Annotated in this window: 28 protein-coding genes and 2 tRNA genes; 10 read left to right on the forward strand and 20 right to left on the reverse strand. The window is 61.7% G+C overall.

Features of this window, described 5'->3' with window-relative positions; all coding sequences use genetic code 11:
* Both ACWTV1_RS02995 and ACWTV1_RS03000 read left to right on the forward strand, forming a co-directional pair.
* Entirely contained in the window at window positions 1-894 is an 894-nt protein-coding gene (locus ACWTV1_RS02995; protein ID WP_498504065.1) for a glycine betaine ABC transporter substrate-binding protein, read from the forward strand.
* A gap of 107 nt (window positions 895-1,001) precedes the next feature.
* Window positions 1,002-2,234, forward strand: coding sequence for a glycerate kinase (locus ACWTV1_RS03000; protein WP_498504066.1), 1,233 nt, complete (start codon window positions 1,002-1,004; stop codon window positions 2,232-2,234).
* A 3-nt stretch (window positions 2,235-2,237) separates the two neighbouring features.
* Here ACWTV1_RS03000 and ACWTV1_RS03005 read toward each other — a convergent pair whose 3' ends face one another.
* The 6 genes from ACWTV1_RS03005 to msrA form a co-directional block, all read right to left on the reverse strand.
* Entirely contained in the window at window positions 2,238-2,705 is a 468-nt protein-coding gene (locus ACWTV1_RS03005; protein WP_100388668.1) for an acyl-CoA thioesterase, read from the reverse strand.
* Between the two features lie 2 nt (window positions 2,706-2,707).
* The gene (ettA, locus tag ACWTV1_RS03010) at window positions 2,708-4,390 is read right to left on the reverse strand and encodes an energy-dependent translational throttle protein EttA (protein ID WP_341619633.1); all 1,683 of its coding nucleotides are present in this window, start codon (window positions 4,388-4,390) and stop codon (window positions 2,708-2,710) included.
* Between the two features lie 47 nt (window positions 4,391-4,437).
* Window positions 4,438-4,923 (reverse strand): DUF6993 domain-containing protein, encoded by a 486-nt coding sequence (locus tag ACWTV1_RS03015; protein WP_498504067.1) that lies wholly within the window; start codon window positions 4,921-4,923, stop codon window positions 4,438-4,440.
* 70 nt (window positions 4,924-4,993) lie between these two features.
* Window positions 4,994-5,491 (reverse strand): single-stranded DNA-binding protein, encoded by a 498-nt coding sequence (locus ACWTV1_RS03020; RefSeq protein ID WP_498504068.1) that lies wholly within the window; start codon window positions 5,489-5,491, stop codon window positions 4,994-4,996.
* A gap of 259 nt (window positions 5,492-5,750) precedes the next feature.
* The gene (locus ACWTV1_RS03025) at window positions 5,751-5,963 is read right to left on the reverse strand and encodes a methyltransferase (protein WP_341619629.1); all 213 of its coding nucleotides are present in this window, start codon (window positions 5,961-5,963) and stop codon (window positions 5,751-5,753) included.
* 123 nt (window positions 5,964-6,086) lie between these two features.
* Window positions 6,087-6,608 (reverse strand): peptide-methionine (S)-S-oxide reductase MsrA, encoded by a 522-nt coding sequence (msrA, locus tag ACWTV1_RS03030; protein WP_100388663.1) that lies wholly within the window; start codon window positions 6,606-6,608, stop codon window positions 6,087-6,089.
* A 90-nt stretch (window positions 6,609-6,698) separates the two neighbouring features.
* Here msrA and ACWTV1_RS03035 point away from each other — a divergent pair, with 90 nt between their 5' ends.
* The 3 genes from ACWTV1_RS03035 (at window position 6,699) to ACWTV1_RS03045 (ending at window position 8,831) form a co-directional block, all read left to right on the forward strand.
* A complete protein-coding gene (locus ACWTV1_RS03035; protein WP_498504069.1) occupies window positions 6,699-7,706 on the forward strand; it encodes an aldo/keto reductase in 1,008 nt (335 codons plus the stop codon).
* A 158-nt stretch (window positions 7,707-7,864) separates the two neighbouring features.
* The gene (locus tag ACWTV1_RS03040; protein WP_100388661.1) at window positions 7,865-8,110 is read left to right on the forward strand and encodes a hypothetical protein; all 246 of its coding nucleotides are present in this window, start codon (window positions 7,865-7,867) and stop codon (window positions 8,108-8,110) included.
* Between the two features lie 55 nt (window positions 8,111-8,165).
* Complete coding sequence (locus ACWTV1_RS03045) at window positions 8,166-8,831, forward strand: hypothetical protein (protein WP_100388660.1); 666 nt, start codon at window positions 8,166-8,168, stop codon at window positions 8,829-8,831.
* A gap of 19 nt (window positions 8,832-8,850) precedes the next feature.
* On the opposite strand, the gene ACWTV1_RS03050 is transcribed toward ACWTV1_RS03045, so the two are convergent.
* The 5 genes from ACWTV1_RS03050 to ACWTV1_RS03070 all read right to left on the reverse strand — a co-directional run bounded on the left by ACWTV1_RS03050 (window position 8,851) and on the right by ACWTV1_RS03070 (window position 10,449).
* Complete coding sequence (locus ACWTV1_RS03050; RefSeq protein WP_498504070.1) at window positions 8,851-9,249, reverse strand: BP74-related protein; 399 nt, start codon at window positions 9,247-9,249, stop codon at window positions 8,851-8,853.
* A 51-nt stretch (window positions 9,250-9,300) separates the two neighbouring features.
* The gene (locus ACWTV1_RS03055; protein ID WP_498504071.1) at window positions 9,301-9,741 is read right to left on the reverse strand and encodes a DUF1801 domain-containing protein; all 441 of its coding nucleotides are present in this window, start codon (window positions 9,739-9,741) and stop codon (window positions 9,301-9,303) included.
* 23 nt (window positions 9,742-9,764) lie between these two features.
* Window positions 9,765-9,837 (reverse strand) — tRNA-Arg (locus ACWTV1_RS03060).
* Between the two features lie 53 nt (window positions 9,838-9,890).
* Window positions 9,891-10,193: a thioredoxin family protein gene (locus ACWTV1_RS03065; RefSeq protein WP_205030338.1), complete on the reverse strand. Its 303-nt coding sequence runs from the start codon at window positions 10,191-10,193 to the stop codon at window positions 9,891-9,893.
* A complete protein-coding gene (locus ACWTV1_RS03070; protein ID WP_100388656.1) occupies window positions 10,171-10,449 on the reverse strand; it encodes an oligoribonuclease in 279 nt (92 codons plus the stop codon). Before ACWTV1_RS03070 ends, ACWTV1_RS03065 begins: the two co-directional genes overlap by 23 nt.
* A 66-nt stretch (window positions 10,450-10,515) precedes the next feature.
* On the opposite strand from ACWTV1_RS03070, the gene orn reads away from it, so the two are divergent.
* The 4 genes from orn (at window position 10,516) to ACWTV1_RS03090 (ending at window position 12,395) form a co-directional block, all read left to right on the forward strand.
* Window positions 10,516-11,136: an oligoribonuclease gene (gene orn / locus ACWTV1_RS03075; protein ID WP_498504072.1), complete on the forward strand. Its 621-nt coding sequence runs from the start codon at window positions 10,516-10,518 to the stop codon at window positions 11,134-11,136.
* 46 nt (window positions 11,137-11,182) lie between these two features.
* Window positions 11,183-11,258 (forward strand) — tRNA-His (locus ACWTV1_RS03080).
* Between the two features lie 125 nt (window positions 11,259-11,383).
* A complete protein-coding gene (locus ACWTV1_RS03085; RefSeq protein WP_100388653.1) occupies window positions 11,384-11,734 on the forward strand; it encodes a metallopeptidase family protein in 351 nt (116 codons plus the stop codon).
* A 70-nt stretch (window positions 11,735-11,804) separates the two neighbouring features.
* Window positions 11,805-12,395, forward strand: a complete 591-nt coding sequence (locus ACWTV1_RS03090; protein WP_498504073.1) for a hypothetical protein — start codon at window positions 11,805-11,807, stop codon at window positions 12,393-12,395.
* 11 nt (window positions 12,396-12,406) lie between these two features.
* On the opposite strand, the gene ACWTV1_RS03095 is transcribed toward ACWTV1_RS03090, so the two are convergent.
* The 4 genes from ACWTV1_RS03095 to ACWTV1_RS03110 all read right to left on the reverse strand — a co-directional run bounded on the left by ACWTV1_RS03095 (window position 12,407) and on the right by ACWTV1_RS03110 (window position 15,771).
* Window positions 12,407-12,961, reverse strand: coding sequence for a nucleoside/nucleotide kinase family protein (locus ACWTV1_RS03095; protein WP_498504074.1), 555 nt, complete (start codon window positions 12,959-12,961; stop codon window positions 12,407-12,409).
* Window positions 12,951-13,706 (reverse strand): energy-coupling factor transporter transmembrane component T family protein, encoded by a 756-nt coding sequence (locus tag ACWTV1_RS03100; protein ID WP_100388651.1) that lies wholly within the window; start codon window positions 13,704-13,706, stop codon window positions 12,951-12,953. Before ACWTV1_RS03100 ends, ACWTV1_RS03095 begins: the two co-directional genes overlap by 11 nt.
* Window positions 13,703-15,067: an ABC transporter ATP-binding protein gene (locus ACWTV1_RS03105; protein ID WP_498504075.1), complete on the reverse strand. Its 1,365-nt coding sequence runs from the start codon at window positions 15,065-15,067 to the stop codon at window positions 13,703-13,705. Before ACWTV1_RS03105 ends, ACWTV1_RS03100 begins: the two co-directional genes overlap by 4 nt.
* A 71-nt stretch (window positions 15,068-15,138) precedes the next feature.
* Window positions 15,139-15,771: an ECF transporter S component gene (locus ACWTV1_RS03110; RefSeq protein WP_498504076.1), complete on the reverse strand. Its 633-nt coding sequence runs from the start codon at window positions 15,769-15,771 to the stop codon at window positions 15,139-15,141.
* Between the two features lie 168 nt (window positions 15,772-15,939).
* On the opposite strand from ACWTV1_RS03110, the gene ACWTV1_RS03115 reads away from it, so the two are divergent.
* A complete protein-coding gene (locus ACWTV1_RS03115) occupies window positions 15,940-16,866 on the forward strand; it encodes an LLM class F420-dependent oxidoreductase (protein ID WP_498504077.1) in 927 nt (308 codons plus the stop codon).
* A gap of 16 nt (window positions 16,867-16,882) precedes the next feature.
* Here ACWTV1_RS03115 and ACWTV1_RS03120 read toward each other — a convergent pair whose 3' ends face one another.
* From ACWTV1_RS03120 to ACWTV1_RS03140, 5 genes are all read right to left on the reverse strand, one after another.
* A complete protein-coding gene (locus ACWTV1_RS03120) occupies window positions 16,883-17,734 on the reverse strand; it encodes a DUF3097 domain-containing protein (protein ID WP_498504078.1) in 852 nt (283 codons plus the stop codon).
* Window positions 17,731-18,174 (reverse strand): VanZ family protein, encoded by a 444-nt coding sequence (locus tag ACWTV1_RS03125; protein WP_100388647.1) that lies wholly within the window; start codon window positions 18,172-18,174, stop codon window positions 17,731-17,733. Before ACWTV1_RS03125 ends, ACWTV1_RS03120 begins: the two co-directional genes overlap by 4 nt.
* Window positions 18,175-18,274: 100 nt before the next feature.
* The gene (locus ACWTV1_RS03130; protein WP_498504079.1) at window positions 18,275-18,766 is read right to left on the reverse strand and encodes an SRPBCC family protein; all 492 of its coding nucleotides are present in this window, start codon (window positions 18,764-18,766) and stop codon (window positions 18,275-18,277) included.
* Window positions 18,763-20,127 carry a glucose-6-phosphate dehydrogenase gene (locus ACWTV1_RS03135; RefSeq protein ID WP_498505021.1) on the reverse strand — a complete coding sequence of 455 codons (1,365 nt, stop codon included), beginning with the start codon at window positions 20,125-20,127 and terminating at the stop codon, window positions 18,763-18,765. Before ACWTV1_RS03135 ends, ACWTV1_RS03130 begins: the two co-directional genes overlap by 4 nt.
* A 52-nt stretch (window positions 20,128-20,179) precedes the next feature.
* Window positions 20,180-20,806, reverse strand: coding sequence for a hypothetical protein (locus tag ACWTV1_RS03140; protein WP_498504080.1), 627 nt, complete (start codon window positions 20,804-20,806; stop codon window positions 20,180-20,182).
* Window positions 20,807-20,922: the final 116 nt, after the last annotated feature.

Genomic DNA, 20,922 nt, shown 5'->3' on the forward strand with positions numbered 1-20,922 from the left:
ATGAAGAAGCAGACACGCGCTGCAATTGCAATCGGAGCCGCTGCGCTCCTCGGTCTCTCAGCTTGCGCTGCAGGCGGAGACGACACGGCAAGCGGAGACGCTGCTGAGAACAAGGATCTCAGCATTGCCGTATTCAACGGATGGCCCGAGGGCGAAGCAGTTTCGTACCTCTGGAAGGCAATCCTTGAAGAAAAGGGCTACAACGTTGAGCTCGAATACGCTGACGTAACCCCGATCTTCTCGGGTCTCAGCACCGGAGACTACGACGTCGCGCTTGACGGATGGCTCCCCATCACTCACGCAAGCCTGATGGAAGAATACGGCGACACGATCGAGGACCTCGGCGCTTGGAACAGCGAAGCGGGACTGACCGTTGCTGTAAACGCTGACGCACCGATCGACTCGCTCGAAGAGCTCGCAGCAAACGCTGACGCTTTCGGCGACCGCATCGTTGGAATCGAGCCCGGTGCAGGCCTCACCGAGGCAGTACTGAACAACACCATGCCGACCTACGGCCTCGAGGACATGGAACTGTTGACCTCGTCGACTCCCGCCATGCTTGCTGAACTGCAGGCTGCACTCGACAACGGCGAGAACATTGCCGTTACGCTCTGGCGTCCGCACTGGGCCTACGATGCATTCGACATCAAGGACCTTGCTGACCCCGAGGGCACGCTCGGAGAAGTTGAAGAAATTCACTCCTTCGCACGCGACACCTTGAGCGACGACATGCCTGAGGTCACCGAGTGGATCTCGAACTTCAAGATGGACTCCGAGCTGCTCTACTCGCTCGAGAACGTCATGTACAACGAGTACGACGGAACCGACTTCGAGCCCATCGTTGCTGACTGGATCGCAGCGAACCAGGACTACGTAGACGGCCTCACCAGCTAATACTGTTTTAGCTTTCAGCACCTCGGTGCTGTAACTCACGAAAAGGGGTCGCCTTCGGGCGGCCCCTTTTTGCGCGCGCACGGGTTTGCGCGCGCTAGGGTCGAAGGGTGTCAGCTATCGAGAATCCCGTCGTCATCATTGCCCCCGATTCGTTCAAAGGCAGCCTGAGCGCTGCGGATGCCGCAGCAGCCCTTGAGCGCGGTGCACGCGAGATGCTTCCCGACACCGCAACAGTGCTCACGTTTCCCATGGCCGACGGCGGAGAAGGCTCGCTCGACGCCGTTCTCGCCGCCTGGCTTCAGCCCGCGCTCACGATGTCGACCGTCGACGCTCTCGGGCGCGACCGCGACGCGCGCTTCGGCCTCGACCTTGATGGCCGCCGCGCTGCCATCGAAGCCGCTCAAGCCAACGGACTCCCCCACGTTCTCGACGTCACCGCAGAGCCGCTGCGCGCCGACAGCTATGGCGTTGGGGTCATCGCCGCGAGCGTCATCGAACGCGGCGCCCGCGACGTGACCCTCTTTCTCGGAGGCTCCGCCAGCACCGACGGCGGCACTGGCCTGTTGCGCGCCCTCGGTGCGCGAATGCTCGACGCCAACGGCACCGAGTTGGCACCCGGAGGTGGCGCGCTAGCCTCCCTCGAAACGATTGACCTCAGCGGGCTGGTGCCTGGCGCACTGGAGACGAAGTGGCGTATCGCCGTTGATGTGACCAACCCGCTGACAGGAAGCCACGGCGCAGCCCACGTTTTTGGACCTCAGAAAGGGGCAACGGCATCCGACATCGCTGTGTTGGATGCGGGGCTCGCCCGCTTGGCAGAAGTGCTCGCAGAGACGCCGTTGGCCGCCCAACGCGGGTTCTCGGCCGCGGGAATCGCCGCCCTGCCCGGAATCGGAGCCGCCGGTGGAACGGCAGCCCCGCTCGTGACACTGTTTGGCGCCGAGCTTGTGCGTGGCGCCCAGTTGGTCGCCGACACAATCGGGCTGAGCGAAGTAATTGGCACCGCAGACGTGATCATCAGCGGCGAGGGCCGGCTCGACGCTCAATCGCTCGATGGCAAGGTCGTCGACTACTTGCGCGGGGCCAAGGGGCCCACGACATTTTTCGTCGTCGTAGCCGCGGGCATTGATCTCACCCCTGACCAGTCAGCGGCCGCAGGAATTGATGTGACGTTGCCGCTGGGCTCCGGTGTTGAGAACCGCAAAGAACTGTTCGAGTTCGTGGTTCCTCTACTCGAAGCGCGCGGCGCGCACGCGATTGCTGAGTGGCTCGAGCCGACCGATCTTGACGAAGAGTTTCGCGACGATGAGGGCGACGGCCTCGGAGTTCTTGACGACTAGGCGCTAACGCCGTTTGCCGAACTGCAGAGGCTCTTCGGCATACTGCGCGAAGACCTCGCGTTGCTCAGCGCTGATCCGCAGTGGCCGCGAGTTGGCAGCGTCGACGAGCACCAGAGTCGTGGATGCTCGCACATACAACTCGCGCGGTGCAACGTTCACCGGGGTATAGATCTCGTAGCAGACCTCGAGGCTCGCTCCCCCGACTCGACCGATCCACATCTCGATGTCGACCGGTTCGCGCAGGTACGGGATCGGCAGCAGGTACTCGATCTCTTGACGCGCGATGAGCGTCATCGTCGGGCCGCCCGGGCGACCGTCGAGAACGGCGGTGAGGGGCGCATCCTCTCCCGCTGCTGGCCAGAACGCGTGAATGCGCGCCTCTTCGAGGAGGCGAAACACTTCGGCGTTGTTGACGTGTTGGTACGCGTCAACGTCTGACCAACGCAGCGGGAGAGGTACGTGAAGCCTCATTGTTAGTCGCGGGTCAACTTGCGGTAGGCGCTGCGGTGCGGCTTAGCGGCGTCAGGACCGAGACGCTCGATCTTGTTCTCTTCGTAAGCCTCGAAGTTTCCCTCGAACCAGTGCCAGTAGCCGGGCGTCTCTTCGCTGCCTTCGTAGGCAAGGATGTGAGTCGCGATGCGGTCGAGGAACCACCTATCGTGAGTGATGACCACAGCACAGCCGGGGAATTCGAGCAGTGCATTCTCGAGGCTTCCGAGGGTTTCAACATCGAGGTCGTTAGTCGGTTCGTCGAGCAGCAAGAGGTTTCCACCCTGCTTGAGCGTGAGCGCGAGGTTCAAACGGTTGCGCTCACCACCGGAAAGCACGCCGGCCTTCTTCTGCTGGTCGGGACCCTTGAAGCCGAACTGCGATACGTAACCGCGCGACGGGATCTCGGTCTTGCCGACCTGGATGTAGTCCTGGCCGTCGGAGACAACTTCCCACAGCGTCTTGTTGGGGTCGATTCCACCGCGGCTCTGGTCAACGTACGAGATGTCTACGGTCTCGCCGACCTTGAGCGTTCCCTCGTCGAGGGGCTCAAGACCAACGATGGTCTTGAAGAGGGTGGTCTTTCCGACACCGTTGGGGCCGATGACGCCGACGATTCCGTTTCGGGGAAGTGTGAAGCTCAGGCCGTCGATGAGAATGCGCTCGTCGAAGCCCTTCTTCAGGTTCTTGGCGTCGATGACCTGTGATCCCAGGCGCGGGCCCATGGGGATGACGATTTCTTCGAAGTCCAACTTTCTGGTCTTCTCTGCCTCGTTCGCCATTTCTTCGTAGCGTGCGAGTCGAGCCTTCGACTTGGTCTGGCGGCCCTTGGAGTTTGAGCGCACCCATTCGAGTTCGCTTGAGAGACGCTTCGCGAGCTTGGCGTCTTTCTTGCCCTGCACCTGAAGTCGCTCTTGCTTCTTCTCGAGGTAGGTCGAGTAGTTGCCCTCGTAGGGGTAAAGGTGACCGCGGTCGACTTCGGCAATCCATTCGGCGACGTGGTCGAGGAAGTACCTATCGTGAGTGACGGCCAGTACGGCGCCCGGGTACTTGGAGAGGTGCTGCTCGAGCCAGAGAACGCTCTCGGCGTCGAGGTGGTTAGTGGGCTCATCGAGAAGCAGCAGGTCGGGCTTCTGAAGGAGCAGTTTAGTGAGCGCTACGCGGCGCTTTTCTCCACCGGAGAGCTTATTGACGGGCCAGTCTCCGGGAGGGGTGCGCAGAGCATCCATTGCCTGTTCGAGCTGGGAGTCGAGGTCCCACGCGTCGGCGGCGTCGATGTCTTCTTGCAGCGAGCCCATTTCGGCCATGAGGGCGTCGAAGTCAGCGTCGGGCTCAGCCATTTCGAGGCCGATAGCAGCGTGACGGTCAACCTTGGCTTTGATCTCGCCAACACCTTCTTGCACGTTTTCGAGAACGGTCTTGGTCTCATCGAGCTCGGGCTCCTGCATGAGGATGCCCACGCTGTAGCCGGGGCTCAGTCGAGCTTCACCGTTGCTGGGGGTGTCGAGACCGGCCATGATCTTGAGGATCGTGGACTTACCGGCACCGTTGGGGCCAACCACACCGATCTTCGCGCCGGGGTAGAACGACATTGTGACGTCGTCAAGAATGAGCTTGTCGCCGACCGCTTTTCGCGCGCGCACCATGGAATAAATGAATTCGGCCATGTGACCATTCTACGGAGCGTTCGGGCTCAGTCGAACCCGTTGAGGAGTTACCAGTCGATCGGTCGGGTCTTTCCGACGAGACAGCTTCCGGTTCCGAGCAAGGGCTCGATGGATGACGAGTAGTTGTCGGCAGTGAACTGCCCAATAAGGCACTCCCCCTTGATGCGCACTGAAACGACGATCGAATCTGCTGCAAGGCCAATGGCGGTCGCGTCGGGCGTGACTTCCATGTCTTGTTTCTCAAAGCCGTTTTCTACGAGCTTGTCGACGATGCTGCGGCCGTCTCCGCGTCCATTCGCGTCGAAAGACTCGTTGTTGAGCATGTCGAAGAACTGGCGGTTACCCGCGGCAGCTTCTCCGGGGCGAAGAATCGGGCCTGTGGGCGTGGCACCTGATTCGGGTGTGTTGCTGGCTTCTGCGGTCGGCGTTGCGGTCGGTTCGGGCTCTTGCGCAACACAACCGCTCAGGGCAATGACTGCCGCGATGGTGAGGGCGAGAGCAGCACCGAGTCGGCCGGTAGGTCGTACGCGCATTGCATTCCCTTCGTCGGCCACGATTCTTCCGGGCCGCGTCAAGTCTAGATTGCTTGCGCGCACGATCTACTCAGAAGGGTTTAGCCTCTCCGCTTGCGACGCCAACGAGTTCGCCTTCTTCTGCGTTGTCTTCGGCGTCTGCGTCATCCGCATCGTCCGCAGCAGGGAACTTGTCATCGTTGTCGCTGTGGCTGTTCGACTGGTTCCCGCTCGAAATAGTGCGCGAGAACTGGGCCGTTCCCCACATAAGGTCGTGACCAAGAGAGTCAGCCTCAATCTCGATGTTGATTCCGCTGCGATCGGCGTTCTCCCATTCACGGATCTTCAGTCGGCCCGTAAGCACAACTCGATCGCCTTTACCGATCGATGTCGCGCTGTTGATCGCGAGCTGACGGAACGAAGTGATCGTGTACCAATTGGTCTCGCCGTCAATCCAGCGCTGGTTGCTGCGATCGAAACGTCGCTGCGTAGACGCAAGCCGGAATGACGTGATGGGCAAGCCTTCCCCTGTCACGATGTGACGCGGTGCGGTAGCGACGAGCCCGGAAACGGTAATGGTGTCTGACATAGCTACTCCTAGTTCTGGGCCGCACAACGAATAGTGCGACCGAATGGGAGACAGATGCGGGTCGACACTCGTGCCGGGAAGCCGACCCGGCATCCGTCTGACACCAGTGTTCTTTGGGCGCACAGGCCAGAGCGTCCGATGCCACCTTCTGTGGACGGCACCGGCTTTCAACACTCAGCGCAGGAGTAGTCAGCGCATGTTCGCCAGCGCACGTTGAGCAGCGCAGGAGTAGTCAGCTCGGGCGAGGCCCGCGCGCGACCTAGTGTTCGCGGAACTCAGGCCACGCCGTGCCGGGCAACAGGCTTGCGTGCAGGGCAGACTTCGCGGCATCCAGTGTGGGATACACCCCTCGATAGTCTTCGTCTTTCAATAACTTGAAGGTGAACCCGTCGGTTACCCGGTGAACCGAGCCAACTGCTCCTGCCTGAGTGAACGCCACCCAGGTCTGTCCGGTCAGAGTGTGGTTTGTCATTTCCGAACCTCCTTCGAATTAGTGAAACGACGCCAGTGTCGCTCGTTAACGACCGTACGCCGCCTCGCGACGAAGATAAAGACCTTCGTGCCAGACGGCGCACAGACAGTGCCGCTGCGGGAGCTACTTGATGTAGCTCGAGAACGACGAACGGATTTTGTTGACCTTCGGCAATGCCACTGCCATGCAGTAGCCCTGACCGGGGTTCTTCGCGAAGAAGTCCTGGTGGTATTCCTCGGCGTTGTAGTAGGTGTCGAGTGGCTCGATCGTGGTCACAATGCCACCATCCCAATATTCGGATGCGCGATCGCGGGCTGCTTCGAACAGCGCCTTCTGCTCGTCCCCGACATAGAACATTGCCGAACGGTACGACGAACCGATGTCGTTGCCCTGTCGGTTGAGCTGGCGCGGGTCGTGCAGCGTGAAGTAGACGTCGAGGATGACCTCGTCGGGGATGACCTCGGGGTCGAACGTCACCGCAACCGCTTCAGCGTGACCCGTGGTCTCCGTGCACACCAGTTCGTAGCTGGGGTTGGGCACGGTTCCGCCGGTATAGCCGGAAACTACGTCGGTAACGCCGTTGAGGGTGCGGTAGACCGCATCGAGGCACCAGAAACAGCCGCCTGCGAGATGAAATGTGTGCATAAGTTGAGCCTACTTTCTTGGGCTGGATGTCTCATACAACGCACACCTCGCACGCTGTGTTCCCTCAGTCGCTGGGCATATGCTGAGCGAATGCCTTATGACGCTTCTCCCCTCCGTTATGACTCCACCGAGTACCACCGCGTAGGCCACAGCGGCCTCAAACTTCCCGCGATCTCACTGGGATTGTGGAACAACTTCGGCGACGATCGCCCGCGCGCCACCCAGCGCGCGATCCTGCGCCGCGCTTTCGATCTCGGAATCACCCACTTCGACCTCGCCAACAACTACGGCCCCGAAATCGGCGCCGCCGAACGCAACATCGGTGAGATCTTCGCCGACGATTTTGTGCCGTACCGCGACGAAATGATCGTCTCGACCAAGGCCGGCTACACGATGGGTGAGGGCCCTTACCAAGACTTTGGTTCGCGCAAGTACCTGATCTCCTCACTCGACGCGAGCCTCGACCGGATGGGCCTCGAGTACGTCGATATCTACTACCACCACCGCCCCGATCCTGAGACTCCGATTGAGGAGACCATGGGCGCGCTTGCGACCGCGGTGAACTCAGGCAAGGCACTCTACGTCGGTGTCTCCAACTACAACCCCGAGCAAACGCTCGCCGCCCAAGAGGCGCTTGCCGAATACGGCATCCCGCTCACGATTCATCAACCCCGCTACAACATGTTCGATCGCCACATCGAAGACGGGCTCTTCCCCGTGCTCGAACAGATCGGCGCTGGCAGCATCGTCTTCTCGCCGCTGGCGCAGGGGCTGCTGACTGATCGTTACATGGACGGCACGATCCCCGAGGGTTCGCGTGCTTCTGAGGGCCGCTGGCTTCAGCCCGGTCCGCTCAGCGACACGTATTTGCAGCGCGTTCGCGCCCTCAACGAGATTGCGCAGAACCGCGGCCAGAGTCTGGCGCAGCTCGCCCTCACCTGGGTGCTGCGTCATCCGCAGGTCACTTCTGCTCTTGTCGGCGCGAGCAGCGTCGCCCAATTGGAGAACAACTTTGCGGCTCTTGAAGGAGCACCGCTGTCGGATGATGAGCTCGCCGCGATCGAGCCGCTTGCGGTCGACGGTACGGCTCTTCGCTAGCCACTCCCGCACCTCAACAAGGGCCGGATTTCGCACGCTCGTGCGGAATCCGGCCTTTGTCATGTCAGCTGTTTCCGCGCTGCCGCAGCCGAATGTCAGTGTTCGAACATATATTCGAACTACTCGATACTCGTGCCCAGCAGCTGAAGGAGCTTTCAATGACCACTCTCGACTTCGCCGGCCCCGCGCAATCGATCCGCTCGGGCATCGTAACGGTGCAACTCAACGACGATCTCTGGCGCATCACTCGTCCCGACGGCGAAGTGCTGGGCTATGTTCACCGCTGGATGTCAGCGGCCGGAGCACGCTACCAAGCGAAGCGAATGCTGCAACGCCAGCGCCGCTTTTTACCGTTGGGAGATTTTTGGACGATCGACGACGCTTTGGATATCTTCCGGTTTTGATGTGACGCGCCTGTCGCTCTGCGTTAGCGGCCGTTAGCGGGGTTACAGTGCCAACATGATTCTTGAGTGGTGGAACGATCTCGTCGACTGGTTCAACTCCGATCAGGGGTGGACGTTCATTACGAGCGCTCTCGTGCCCTTCCTCGCGATTGTTGTCGGAGGAATCATCGTGGGCATGATCGCGCGCTCGTCGCTGCGTCGCCTGATTGCGCAACAGGACCGCCAGGCAAAGGCAGCTGCCGTTGCAGCGCTCATCGCTTCCGGGCGTCGCGCTGCTGTGTGGAGCACGCTCTCGGCCGGCGAAAAGGAACACGTCGACCACCAGGCCAGCGAGGCCGAGGTGCGCGTACGCCTGCTCCCCCTCAAGGGTGCGAACATCGCCGCCGACTGGGCAGCCCACAAGCTTGCCGCCATGAAGAAGAACTCGGTCAACTACAGCTTCCAAGCCGAGCAGGACTTGGCTGAACTGCAGGACGGCCTTATTGACTGGCAGGCCCGTCCCGGACGCGCTAAGAAGCTTTTCGCGCAAGACCTCGCGAGCTGGAAGTACGAAACGGGCGAAGCTGAAGACGAACTTGTCGTGAAGCAGCAAGAGTGGGCTTCACGTCAGGCCGCTGAAGGTTCGACGACGACACCGTCCACCACTGCGGGAACGTCGACCACGTCGAGCTCCACGTCAGAAGCCACGCCCACGGTCGTCGTCACTCCCGACCGCAACTAGCGGACGGAAGGCTTTCCGCTTAAGCGTCAGGGCCCTCAACAGCAACCACGCGGGCTGACCACGGGCAAAAACGTTCGAACGCCGAGATGTCGTCTTCGACGTGTTGTGGACTGCCGTCGCACGACTCGACCGTCACGTTGGTGAACTCGAACGTTGCCGGATCGATGTGCCACGACCAGGGCTCATTGACGCTGGACTTTCCGGACACCACTTCGCCGCTGGGCACCGTTGCGAGGTTCTCGCCTGCCAGCAACCCCTGAGCGTGTTCCACCAGCTCCGGCGTGGCCAGCTCGATCGTGAATTGCTCGCCACCCGACACTTCGAAGACCGCGACCGTCGGCTTCGGGCCGGTACACCCCACCGCAGTCAGCGTGAGCGCCGTCACCGCGAGAATTGCCAGCGATCGGGATGTCCGCACAGTTCGGGATATTGGCAGAGCTAGCCCCCACCGCGGAGCCACCGCCACAGGCTAGTTACCCTCTGCTCGCGCGTCGTAATCGAAACGAGCCACTTCGTAGCTGCGCGTCAGCAGTTCTTCGAGAACCGCAAGATCGACATCCTCGAGCTTCTTAATGTAAAGACACCCCACCGCAAGCTCGTGCTTGCCCAGGCGCTCCAATAGTCCGGGAAACTCGCGAAAGTTGCGTGCGGTGTACAGCGAAATCTTAGACTTACGAGGAGAGAACCCGATCGTGGCGGTGTCACCTTCGCGACCGGTCGCGTAGCGATAATGCGTTGAGCCGAAGCCGATGATCGTTGGCCCCCACATCGCTGCGGGTTGGCCCGATGCTCGAGAGAAGATCGCGAGGAGAGTCTCTGCTTCAGTGCGGCGACGGTCAGTGGGAACCTCAGCGATGAACTGCTGAACACTCTCTGCTGTCTCGGCAGTCTTATTCGGCTTGCTCGACACGTGACCGTCCCCTTCATTGCGGGTGCCCTCGGCAGGATTCGAACCTGCGACCAAGAGATTAGAAGGCTCCTGCTCTATCCCCTGAGCTACGAGGGCGGGGTATACGGCTTAAACGATAGCGTGTCAGCCGCACTGGAATGTCTCAGCCTCTAAACGGCTTTCGCGAGCGCCACCAGCATCTGATTCACCGTGGGAGCGCCTTGGGCGCGAAAAACTTCTTCTCCCGCCGAAGACACGATGACGATCGTGGGCGTAGAGGTAATTCCGGCTTGTTCGGCACGATCAGATTCGCGCGCGACATCCAGCTCGGCGTATGTCACCGCGGGCACGAGGCGCGCCACCTCATCGAGAGTGCGGCGCGCCGCGGCACACGGGTCACAAAAAGCAGACGAAAAGAACAGCACAGTGGGCTGTTCAGTAGGAGTGCTGTTAGAGGTCGTTTCGTTCGTCAAGGTCTTCCAGAGGTTCGCTATCGGCTTGATCCCACGTGTACGTCACGTGGACTTTGTCACCGACCTGCTTCGCTACTGGAGATTCGTAACGCAATTGCGTCTCGGAACCGACAGCATCTGCAGCGATCAGGGTCACATAATCATCCCATCCTGCTTCGGTTGCAATACGCGTATCGTTCTGGCCGTTGTACGGACCTCCGACAAAAAACACGATGTACTCGTCGCCGTGCGCGAGTGTGGGAGTTGTTTCGCTCATACCTCAGGTTTAGCAGACCAGAATGAGCGAACGCTGGCGACTTTTGTTCGACGGTAGAATCGACTCATGGCATCACACGCTGATTATCTGGTTTGGATCGACTGCGAGATGACGGGGTTGGATGTCGAAATCGACGAACTCGTCGAAGTTGCGGTGGTGATCACCGACTACGACCTCGTTCCCGTTGACGAAGGCATGACCATCGTCATCAAGCCCAGCGAGGCAGCTCTCGCCAACATGGGCGAGTTTGTCACCGCGATGCACACCTCGAGCGGCCTCATCGAAGAGATGCCGCTTGGTGTCTCGCTTGCTGAAGCCGAGACCGCCGTGAGCGACTACATCCTGCAGTACGTGCCGAACGCGCGCACCGCTCCGATGGCCGGCAACACTATCGGCACCGACCGCACGTTCTTGGCGAAATACATGCCGAACGTTGACACTCACCTGCATTACCGCAGCGTTGATGTCTCGTCGATCAAAGAACTTTCTAAGCGCTGGTTCCCCCGCGTGTACTTCAACGCCCCCGACAAAAACGGTGGTCACCGCGCTCTGGCCGATATTTTGGAATCGATCCGCGAGCTCGATTACTACCGAAAAGCAGTGTTTGTCGGCGAGCCAGGGCCCACTACAGAGCAGGTTCAAGCAATTTCTGCTGACGTAGTGGACGGATTCGCCTCGCGACTGTAATACACTTATAGAGTTGCTTATCGCCGCAAGGCGAAAAACGACCTTGGTGGGCGTAGCTCAGTTGGTAGAGCGCTGGCTTGTGGAGCCGGATGTCGCGGGTTCGAGCCCCGTCGTTCACCCCAAGAAAACAGTGGTTTGGCACGCGTGATTTCACGCACAGCCAAACCACTGTTTTATTTAAGCCCCAACTCATCAGTTCTCTGACTTTCGGGCCTCGGCCCGCTGTTACGGCTGGCAAGGTGTACTCATGGAGAATCTGGACGAGCAACAGTTCGAAGCGCTCGTGGTCGAAGGCTTGGATGCGCTTTCTGACGAGATTGTTGACGGTCTCGACAACGTGGTGTTCGTGACCGAGGATCGCCCCGAAGACGGCTCGCTTTCGGTGCTGGGACTCTATGACGGCGTCGCTCTCACCGAGCGCGGGCAGTACGGCTTCGGCGAACTGCCCGACCGCATCATCCTCTTTCGCGAACCGCTCCTTGCCGTGAGTGAGTCGCTCGACGAACTAAAAGAGCAGATTCACATCACTCTCGTGCACGAAATCGCCCACTATTACGGCATCGACGACGAGCAATTGCACGAACTCGGCTGGGCGTAGCTGTCGTTGAGCAGTCTTGCGGCCGCAACCGCGTAGGATTTCGTGAGTGTCAAGAACCTCAGGAGGATTGATGATTTCGAGCAAGCGCGCGAGTGCGTTGTTGATGGCCCCCGCCGCACTGCTGGTGCTGTCTGGTTGCGCACTGATCGAACCCGCCGATACCCGCGAGCCGCCAACGGCTATGGAATTGTGCGCGATGGGTCACACGTGGTCGCTCGACACCGCCGATCTCTCTGAGAAGCTGCTTGCAGAACTCCCCTCCGAAGACGTTCCCGCTAAGGCCGTTGAGCCCAGCGGCGGCCAGACCCTCACGTGGGGCAGCGACGGCGCCGTCACGATTGACTCCGACCTCGTGTTCACGATTACCGCAGAGCCCAAAAAGGACCAGGTCATGACGATCACGCAGTCCTACACCGGCACGGTAAAGGGCAAGGCTCTGATCAATGTGGATGTCGCGATCCCCCGCGATTGGGATGTTTCGGACTACACCGTTGAGACGTCAGCCACGATCGCTGACGAGCCCGTTGAAGAACTCGCGTACACGATCCCGCGCAGCGACTTCGATGATGTCGTTGGCCTCATCATCACGTGTGAGGCTGACGTGATGACGGTCAACCCGCGCGGAACAGACCTTGTTCAGGTCTGGGCCAAGACCAGCTAGCTCAGTTCGAACTAGCTCAGCTCGAACCAGCGCGAGATGTCGGTTCCATCGACGATTTCGGCGGCCAACTCTCGCGGGTTCTCGCGCGCCATGAAGCGCTCTTCTTGGCGAGCCCACCGCTCCCAGTGTGGAGCGTAGGTGTCCCCGTCGCGATCGAGGGCGCGCTTCTTGCGGGAGGCATCGTCGAGATCGACCCAGATGCTGTGATCGACCAACGGCTGGGAGGCGCGGCTGAGCGCACCGATTCCCTCGATCACAATGGGGCGATTGCCGTCGAGCTCGAGCCAGCCTCCGGGCGAATCGGTAGCCCAGTTCCATTCTTGCCACTGCAATTGGGTGAGGATGCGGGGAACAAGGGCGCTAGCGGCATCCAGACCATCCCAACCCGGGTAAAAGTCATCGAGCTTGATGAGTTGAATCTCTGGCCACTCGGCCGCCATCGCTCGGCCCAACTCGGTCTTGCCCGAGCCGGAGCGGCCGTCGATCAGACAGCGCCACTGCGGCGATGGCAGTGGCAGTAACGGCTTCGGCGCTGAGGGCTTAGGCGCTGAGGGCTTAGTTGACAATGAGGTTCCAACTTCCCGTGAGCACAGCAACCACGGTAGCGGTGATGCCCACCAGAAGCCCGACGAGCAGAGTGAGCCACTCCGCCGCCCCCCAGCGTGATTCCCGCGCCCAAGTGCGCTGCTGAGAGCCGCCGAAGCCTCGAGCTTCCATCGCTATCGAGAGCTTGCTGCCGCGCCGAATCGACAGCACGAGCAGGGCGAAGGCCTGCCCCGCGAGCCGGCGGAGCCTTCCGCGATCGGCGACGCCGCGAGCGCGACGGGCCAGCTCGAGGGAGCGCCAGTCCTCAAGGAAGAGGCCGACCATCCGTACCGCTGCGAGCGCGCCGAGAACGAAACGATCGGGAAAGCGCAACCGCTGAGCAAGACCGTCAGCGAAGTCGGTGGGGTCAATCGAGATGAAGAGCACCACCGCGGGTAGACCGATCGCGAGCACCCGCAGGAACGTCGCGAGAGCGAGCTCGATCGAACCGTCGCTAATGCTGATCAGCAGGAACTCGAAGTACACCTCGCCCTCGTAGCGCCCGTAGAGCAGGATCGTGAGCGCCGTCAGGGGCGCTGCGATCCAGACCGGCAGCGTTCGCAGCCAGAAACGCTTCGGTTCGATGCCCATGAACGCGATAATCACGAGCTCGAGCACGAGAGCCGTCGTCGCTGAGACCCAGTCGATCGTGACGATGAGAAAGAGGCTCACAATGAGCCCTGCTCCGAGCTTGGCCACGGGATTCACGGCCGCGATGGGGATCATTCGAGCACCACCGTAGAGTCTGCGAGCGCATCAACGAATTCAAGGTCGTGACTGACCGCGATAACGCTGCTGCCGTCATCCACGAGGCGGGCCAGCAGCGCCAGCAGTTCGCTCCACGTGCGCGAGTCTTGGCCGAACGTGGGTTCGTCGAGCACGAGCACTTGGGGGCGCGTAGCGAGCGCTGTGGCGACGCTGAGGCGACGTTTCTCACCGCCCGAGAGTGTGAAGGGGTTGGCTTCGGCAAGCTTGTCGAGGCGCAATCGCGTGAGCAGTTCATCCACTCGGTCGCTCATCTCTGCGGTCGAAAGCTTGAGCGCCCGCGGGCCGACTTCGAGCTCTGCGCGCACCGTGCTCGTCAAGAACTGATGTTCCGGGTCTTGAAATACGGTGCCAATGCGGGTGAGTAGCTCACGGGATTTCCAGCGAATCGGATGCTCGCCCGCGCCGGCCGCGAGTGCAGGGCTCGCGACCACAGCACCGTCCACCGGCGTGAGTAACCCGCCGAGTGTGAGCGCGAGCGTGGACTTGCCTGCCCCGTTGGCGCCGGTGATTGCGAGCGCCTGACTGCTCAGAATTTCGCGATCAAACGGCGCTCCGAGCGCCGTCTTCGCCCTCCCGAAGGCGAGGCGTTCTGCGGTCAGCAGGGTGTGCTGCTCGCCGCGAGTGCGCCGTTCGGGGTGCGGCGGCGGAAACTCCGGTATCCACACTCCGCGAGCTGCCAGTTCTTTGCCCTGGCGTGACAGGACGTCGGCGGGTGCTCCGTCGGCGATGACTCCCCCACCCGCCGCGAGTACAACGACGCGGTCGACGACATCGCTCCACACCGACACGCGATGCTCGACGACCACAATCGTGGCGCCGGTCGCTTCGGCAACCCGGATCACGGCATCCCGAACCTCGGTAACACCGGCGGGGTCGAGGTTAGCGGTGGGCTCGTCGAGCACGATGAGCCCCGGTTGCATCGCTAGCACGCCGGCGAGCGCCAGTCGCTGCTTTTGCCCGCCCGACAGCGCACTCGTCGAGCGATCAAGGGCAACGTCGAGCCCGACCTGGTCGAGGCTGTGACGCACCCGCTGCCAGATCTCGTCGCGCGGCACTCCAAGGTTTTCGCACCCGAACGCGACGTCGTCACCGACGCGCTCCAGAATTACTTGGCTATCCGGATCTTGAATGACGAGCCCGGTACGACCGCGCATAGCAGCCGGATGCTGGCCGTCCACGAGCAGTGAGCCTTCGGATTCCCCTTCGTCGTCACCGACAACCCCGGCGAGGGCGTGCAGGAACGTTGATTTTCCGGCACCGGATTCGCCGAGGAGAAGTACGCGTTCGCCCGGTTCGATGCGCAGGTCGAGCCCACGCACCGCCCACGCGAGCCTGCTGGAGTGGCGCCACCCCCATCCTTCGACGGTGACGCCAGCAGGCGTAGTGGGGGTCAGACCCGCTTCGCAATCTCGCGACCGGCACCGAAGCGGTTGAGCGCGCCCGTGGCCGCAAGGCCGCGAGTGGCGAGCCACGAGAGCAGCCCGGCGATGATCATTCCGCCGACAACAGCAGCGATCGTGTAGATGATGATGAACGGCAGCGCTGATCCGGGGTACCAGAGCAGCAGTTCAGTGATGGCCATCGCTAGGCCAGCGCCGGCTCCCGCGAGAATCGCACCGCTCGCGCGCCAGTTGGCGTAGAGGAAGGCGGCAAAGACAATCTCGGCGCCCACTCCCTGAGTGATGCCACTGACGAGGGTCAGAATGCCCCACTGGTTACCAATGAGGGCCGAGACCGACGCCGCGACGACTTCACCGTAGATGGCGGCACCGGGCTTGCGAATGACGAGAGCCGTGAGAACTCCGGCAAACAGCCAGAAGCCGCCTCCGATGGCTTGCAGTCCCGGCAGTAGCGCCGCAAACGGAGCCATTGCAGGAGAGGATGCGACGTTCCAAACGACGAAGATCAATCCGCTCGCGACACCGATAACGCTGGCCACGACGATGTCGATGACGCGCCACTGAAAACGCGATCCGAGCGTCGACGTGGAGGAAGTGGACGAAGATGGTGCTGTTGTGGTCACTTTCGTGCCTTTCACTAGTGAATGGCACGGGTTTCAAGAGTGTCTGCTCCCTGCGCTGGCATGATCCAGATCAGGTTCGACGGTCGAAGCTTGGAGAAGCTCCCTCTCAGCCCGGCTCACCGGACTCCCGTGTTCGCCACCCAGTCTAATCATCAATAGGCTCGGGGTATGGACTTCCGCATCTTTACCGAACCTCAGAATGGCGCCAGCTACACCGATCAGCTTGCGTTGGCCCAAGCTGCGGAGAAGCTCGGCTTCGAGGGCTACTTCCGTTCTGACCACTATCTGACGATGGATGACCGCAACGGCGGGATGCCCGGTCCGACCGACTCCTGGACCACACTCGCCGGTCTCGCCCGCGAGACCTCCACCATTCGCCTCGGCACCCTCGTGTCGTCGGCGACCTTCCGGCATCCGGGCATTCTGGCCATTCAGGTGGCTCAAGTCGACGACATGTCGGGCGGGCGCATCGAACTCGGTCTCGGCACCGGGTGGTTCGAAAAAGAGCACACCGCCTACGGCATCCCGTTTCCGGCGAAAAGGTTCGGGATGCTCGAAGAGCAGCTCGACGTGATTACGGGCATTTGGGGCACCGACCCCGGAAAAACCTTCTCGTACGAGGGCAAGCACTACCAGCTGAGCCAGTCGCCCGCGCTGCCGAAGCCGGTGCAAAATCCGCTGCCGATCATCATCGGCGGCAGTGGACCGAGCCGCACGCCGGCGCTCACCGCCAAGTTTGCGGCCGAGTACAACGCTGGCTTCGCCACCATCGCACCACTCAAAGAACGCATCGACCGTGTTCGCGCCGCGTGCGAACACTTCGACCGCGACCCCGCGACTCTTGTGCTCTCGATCGCCGGAACGACAGCCGTCGGCGCTACGGAGGCTCAGATCGACACTCGCGCTACCGCCGCCAACAGCACCCCCGATGCGTTACGTCACGGTGGCTTTGCCGGAACAGCAAGCGAAGTCGTCGACAAGATCTCCGAGCTGAAAGCCCTCGGCTTTACCCGCGTCTACTTCCAAGTCATGGATTTCCACGACCTCGACCAGCTCGACTTCCTCGCGCGCGAAGTGATTCCGCAGCTCGACTAGAGCCGCCGCGCGCTAGCTAAGACTCTTGGTCGACCGTCACGAAGTCGATCAAGTGCTCGACTCGACCCAATAGTTCCGGTTCGAGATCGCCAAAGTTCTTCACCTTCGAAAGGATGAACTGCCAGGCGCGCGCAATATCCGCTTGATCCTCGTGGGGCCAGCCAAAGGCTTCGCAGATGCCGTGCTTCCACTCAATCGTGCGGGGCACTGTTGGCCACTCGGCGATACCGAGGCTCTGCGGTTTGACCGCTTGCCAGACATCCACGAATGGATGCCCGACCACAAGCGCGTACTTGCCGTACTTGCCGCGCCCCACCGCCTCTGCAATGCGGCTCTCCTTCGACCCCGGAACAAGGTGATCGACCAAGATCCCCAGCTTGCGTTCGGAGGTGGGCGCGAAGTCTGCGACGATCTTCTCGAGGTCATCGATGCCACCGAGGAACTCGACGACGACGCCCTCGGCGCGCAGGTCATCGCCCCACACTTTCTCGACGAGTTCGGCGTCGTGGCGACCCTCGACGTAGATGCGGCTTGCGAGAGCGGTGCGAGCGCGCTGTTCTGGCGCCGCAAAGGAGCCCGATGCGGTCTTGCGAGCGGCTGTGGCACCGGCCTTCGGTAGGGGCTTCACCAGCTCGACAGGTACGCCATCGATCAGATAGCCGCTCCCCAGCGGAAAGGCGCGGGAACGGCCGCTGCGGTCTTCAAGTTCCATCAGGCCATCGGTGAAACGGACGAGCGCTCCCACGTAGCCGTCGGCAATAACCTCAACGACCATGTCGCGTTCGATCGAGACCTTCGGGAGAACCTTCGGGCCGCGTTGAATACTGAAGTCGGCGAGAACGTCGTGGGAATAGCGGTCGTCAGTCACCGATCGAGGTTAAGCGGTGCCGCCGAGTTGCTGGCGGAGGCGCGACGAGAGGTCGCGAGGTTGGGGGCGGCGTGCGCGGTGCGCGCTGCTGGCCGCTCCGAGTGCTCACGCCACACAGCCACCGCAACAGCAACAGAAACTCCGATGGCGGCACCTATGCTCGCCAGAAGGATGTCGACGACGGCGGCGTAGCCCGCGGGCATCCACACCGTCTGTGCTGCTTCGAGCCACGCTGCGGCAACAATGCTGAAAGCGAGAGCGGCCCACCACCGACGGCGACCGAACATGCCCACGAGAAAGACTCCGACCGGGATGAATGCCACGGTGGTCCAGAGCCAGAAACGACCGTCGCTGCCCGGCGCGATGACGAATGCGAGACTCGCCAGAGCGGCGAAGTACAGCGCTGCTGCGGCAGCCACTGCGAATCTCGATCGGAACATACGAATATTGTCACAAGCGCATCTTCGTGCAAGTTGTGAGAATGGTGCGTGCAGGGTGTGAACGGCTCGTTTTATCGCAACGATTCGATAACTGACGTCGCTACTGTGCCGCCAGCCGTTCGATTTCGCGAGCGATGGGCGGCAACACACGGCGCATGTAGCGCCCCCACCACAGCCGCACGATGAGCCACACGATTCCGCGTCGAGCCGGCTTAGCAAAGAAGGTGTAGCTCCACGAAAAGCGCGCACCGTTGGTGCTGTCATCGAAACGCCATTCCGCACGAGCACCCGAGACGAGCATCCCGAACAGTCGTTGAAAATCAGTGAGTTCGTAGGCGAAAAGCCCCGGAACTTCAGTGTCGGTGATCGTCTCTATGACATGACCGCTGTCGGAGAGAACAAGGCGACGGGTGCGGCCAATCGTGTCCCACTCTCCCGATTGATCCAGCACCGCCACGACGGCGGGCAGCGGCCCGAACCGCGGGTAAAACTCTGTCGGATCGAGCGGACCAGAAAGCTCGTACGCTTGCCTGGCGCTCGCTCGAGTACGCGCAGTGGCCCGGGCGGTAACGCCGCGAACGGAGGCACTCACGCGGAGCCCCAGCTCGCGGGGCCATTGGAGCCTGCCGGGTACTCTTCCAACGGGACCTGATCGGCACGAAAGGCCTCAAGCACTGGAGCCACGATGCGCCAGCATTGTTCGGCAACATCGCCCCGAACCGAGAGCACGGGGTCGCCATCGATCAACGATGCGATTACCTCGCCGTACGCGCTCATCGCGGCGTCGCCGAGGGTGGTATTCAGCTGGGTGCGATCGAGGGTGAAGGGATCTCCCTCGCCGTTGACGATGAGGTCGAGGGAGAGCGTCGCCGGTTTGATCGAAATCGTGAGTTGAGCGGGGTCAGCGCTGCCCGTCAGGCCACGGGGCAGGTGAGGCACTGGCGCGAAAGTGATCACGATATCTTGCCGCGAATCGCCCAAGGCCTTGCCCGAACGCAACACGAAGGGAACTCCAGCCCACCGCCAGTTGTCGATCTCGAACGTGACTTCGGCCAAAGTTTCGGTACCTCGCTCGGAATCAACGCCGTCTTCATCCGCATAGGCCGGAAGGCTGCGATCGCCGATTGTTCCCGCCGTATAACGGGCGCGGCGGGCGCACGTGCCATCCACCGACTGCACACGAGTGGCGCGCAACACTTGGGCCATCGAGCCACGGAGATCCTCGGAACTCACGCTCGCGGGCGGCTCCATCGCCGTCAGCGCCATCACGAGCAACAAGTGGCTCTGAATCATGTCAACGACCGCGCCAGCACGGTCGTAGTACCCCGCACGCCCTTCAAGAGCGAGCGCCTCGTCGAAGATCAACTCGACCTTCGCCACGTTAGGGGCAGCGAGCAGCGGCTCGAAGATTCGGTTGGCGAAGCGCAACCCCAACAGGTTCAGCACCGTTGACTTTCCGAGAAAATGATCCACCCTAAAAACTTGTTCTTCGGGCACGATCGTCTGCAGGATGCGGTTGAGGTCGCGTGCGCTGGTTTCGTCAGTGCCGAATGGCTTCTCGAGCGCGAGCACGATGCCCTCGGGGAGCTCGAGCGTCACCAGCACCGCCACAACCTTCTGAGCGATCGCGGGAGGCAGAGCGAAATACAGCGCCACCCGGCCGGAGCCCGACGCGATCAATTCACGCAGTTGCTCGGCATCGGTAACGTCGGCCTGAACGTAGTGCGCTGCGTTGGCCACGGCGGTGGCTGCGGGCGAAGCGATGGCCTCGAATGACTGCGTCACTCGGTTGCGCCAGGCTGCGTCATCCATTTCTTGGCGGTCTGCCCCGATAAGGGTCAGCGGCTGGCTCTGGTCGCTCGCCAAGAACGATGCCAGGCCGGGCAGCAGAAGTCGCGACGTGAGGTCGCCGCCCGCTCCCAAGATGATCAGGGTGTCAATGCGTGCCGTCATCATGCGCTCTCTGCTCGGTTTCGCCCGCTGCGGGGTGTCGCTCGCTGGCGTATTACTTCGACGTGGTGGTGCCAGTATCTCCAGCGGCGCTCGACGATTGCTGAGGAGCAACGGCGGTTGCGGATGCCGTGGCGGTGACTCCGGCAAACTTCGACGCTGATCCACGGCGCGACCACGCCATCCACCACCACACGAGTGCTCCCACGACGGCGGAACCGATGATGCCGATGACAGGGCCGAGCAGCACAGTGCCACCCACGGCGGAATCAGTAGCGTTCGCCGCGATCGTCAGGTACGCCACGAAGAGCGGAATGTCGAGCAGGGCGACGATACCGAGCGACTGGAATGTCACCTGCCACGGCTTGCGCACGGCCCCTCGCTTGAGAAGAAAAACACTCGCGAAGGCCGCAAGAGCAATAAGCAACAGGGCTACCACTGCGACCACGATGATGACGGTGCCAATGACGCTGCCTGCGCTGCCGATGAAGTCGGCCACAACCGGAACATCACCGAAAAGCCCACTGACGCCGTTTGCCGTGCCGCCGAGAAGCAGCGTGATGCCTCCGCCGAGAGCAACGAACCCGAGCATGAGCCAGCCGACCGAAAAGAGGGCGTGTGCGACCGCGCCGGCGACGAGGGAATGGCCACGTTGGGCACTGCTGAGCTGCGCTTTTTGCATGCTTCGACGTTAGCGCAGCACGCCGACAGTCGGCGAAAAACGCGGGAATCGACCTCAACACGTGAGAAAGAGTCTTGACACCAAAACGCGGGTGATTTGGGCGCTTCGCAGGACAA

The organism is Salinibacterium sp. VpJ6, from assembly GCF_059767345.1.

Bases quoted from the DNA above. Each gene is read 5' to 3' on its own strand.
- ACWTV1_RS02995 (WP_498504065.1), top strand. From the start codon at position 1: ATGAAGAAGCAGACACGCGCTGCAATTGCAATCGGAGCCGCTGCGCTC.
- ACWTV1_RS03005 (WP_100388668.1), bottom strand. From the start codon at position 2,705: ATGAGGCTTCACGTACCTCTCCCGCTGCGTTGGTCAGACGTTGACGCG.
- ettA (WP_341619633.1), bottom strand. From the start codon at position 4,390: ATGGCCGAATTCATTTATTCCATGGTGCGCGCGCGAAAAGCGGTCGGC.
- ACWTV1_RS03015 (WP_498504067.1), bottom strand. From the start codon at position 4,923: ATGCGCGTACGACCTACCGGCCGACTCGGTGCTGCTCTCGCCCTCACC.
- ACWTV1_RS03020 (WP_498504068.1), bottom strand. From the start codon at position 5,491: ATGTCAGACACCATTACCGTTTCCGGGCTCGTCGCTACCGCACCGCGT.
- ACWTV1_RS03025 (WP_341619629.1), bottom strand. From the start codon at position 5,963: ATGACAAACCACACTCTGACCGGACAGACCTGGGTGGCGTTCACTCAG.
- msrA (WP_100388663.1), bottom strand. From the start codon at position 6,608: ATGCACACATTTCATCTCGCAGGCGGCTGTTTCTGGTGCCTCGATGCG.
- ACWTV1_RS03035 (WP_498504069.1), top strand. From the start codon at position 6,699: ATGCCTTATGACGCTTCTCCCCTCCGTTATGACTCCACCGAGTACCAC.
- ACWTV1_RS03040 (WP_100388661.1), top strand. From the start codon at position 7,865: ATGACCACTCTCGACTTCGCCGGCCCCGCGCAATCGATCCGCTCGGGC.
- ACWTV1_RS03045 (WP_100388660.1), top strand. From the start codon at position 8,166: ATGATTCTTGAGTGGTGGAACGATCTCGTCGACTGGTTCAACTCCGAT.
- ACWTV1_RS03070 (WP_100388656.1), bottom strand. From the start codon at position 10,449: ATGAGCGAAACAACTCCCACACTCGCGCACGGCGACGAGTACATCGTG.
- orn (WP_498504072.1), top strand. From the start codon at position 10,516: ATGGCATCACACGCTGATTATCTGGTTTGGATCGACTGCGAGATGACG.
- ACWTV1_RS03085 (WP_100388653.1), top strand. From the start codon at position 11,384: ATGGAGAATCTGGACGAGCAACAGTTCGAAGCGCTCGTGGTCGAAGGC.
- ACWTV1_RS03090 (WP_498504073.1), top strand. From the start codon at position 11,805: ATGATTTCGAGCAAGCGCGCGAGTGCGTTGTTGATGGCCCCCGCCGCA.
- ACWTV1_RS03100 (WP_100388651.1), bottom strand. From the start codon at position 13,706: ATGATCCCCATCGCGGCCGTGAATCCCGTGGCCAAGCTCGGAGCAGGG.
- ACWTV1_RS03115 (WP_498504077.1), top strand. From the start codon at position 15,940: ATGGACTTCCGCATCTTTACCGAACCTCAGAATGGCGCCAGCTACACC.
- ACWTV1_RS03125 (WP_100388647.1), bottom strand. From the start codon at position 18,174: ATGTTCCGATCGAGATTCGCAGTGGCTGCCGCAGCAGCGCTGTACTTC.
- ACWTV1_RS03135 (WP_498505021.1), bottom strand. From the start codon at position 20,127: ATGACGGCACGCATTGACACCCTGATCATCTTGGGAGCGGGCGGCGAC.
- ACWTV1_RS03140 (WP_498504080.1), bottom strand. From the start codon at position 20,806: ATGCAAAAAGCGCAGCTCAGCAGTGCCCAACGTGGCCATTCCCTCGTC.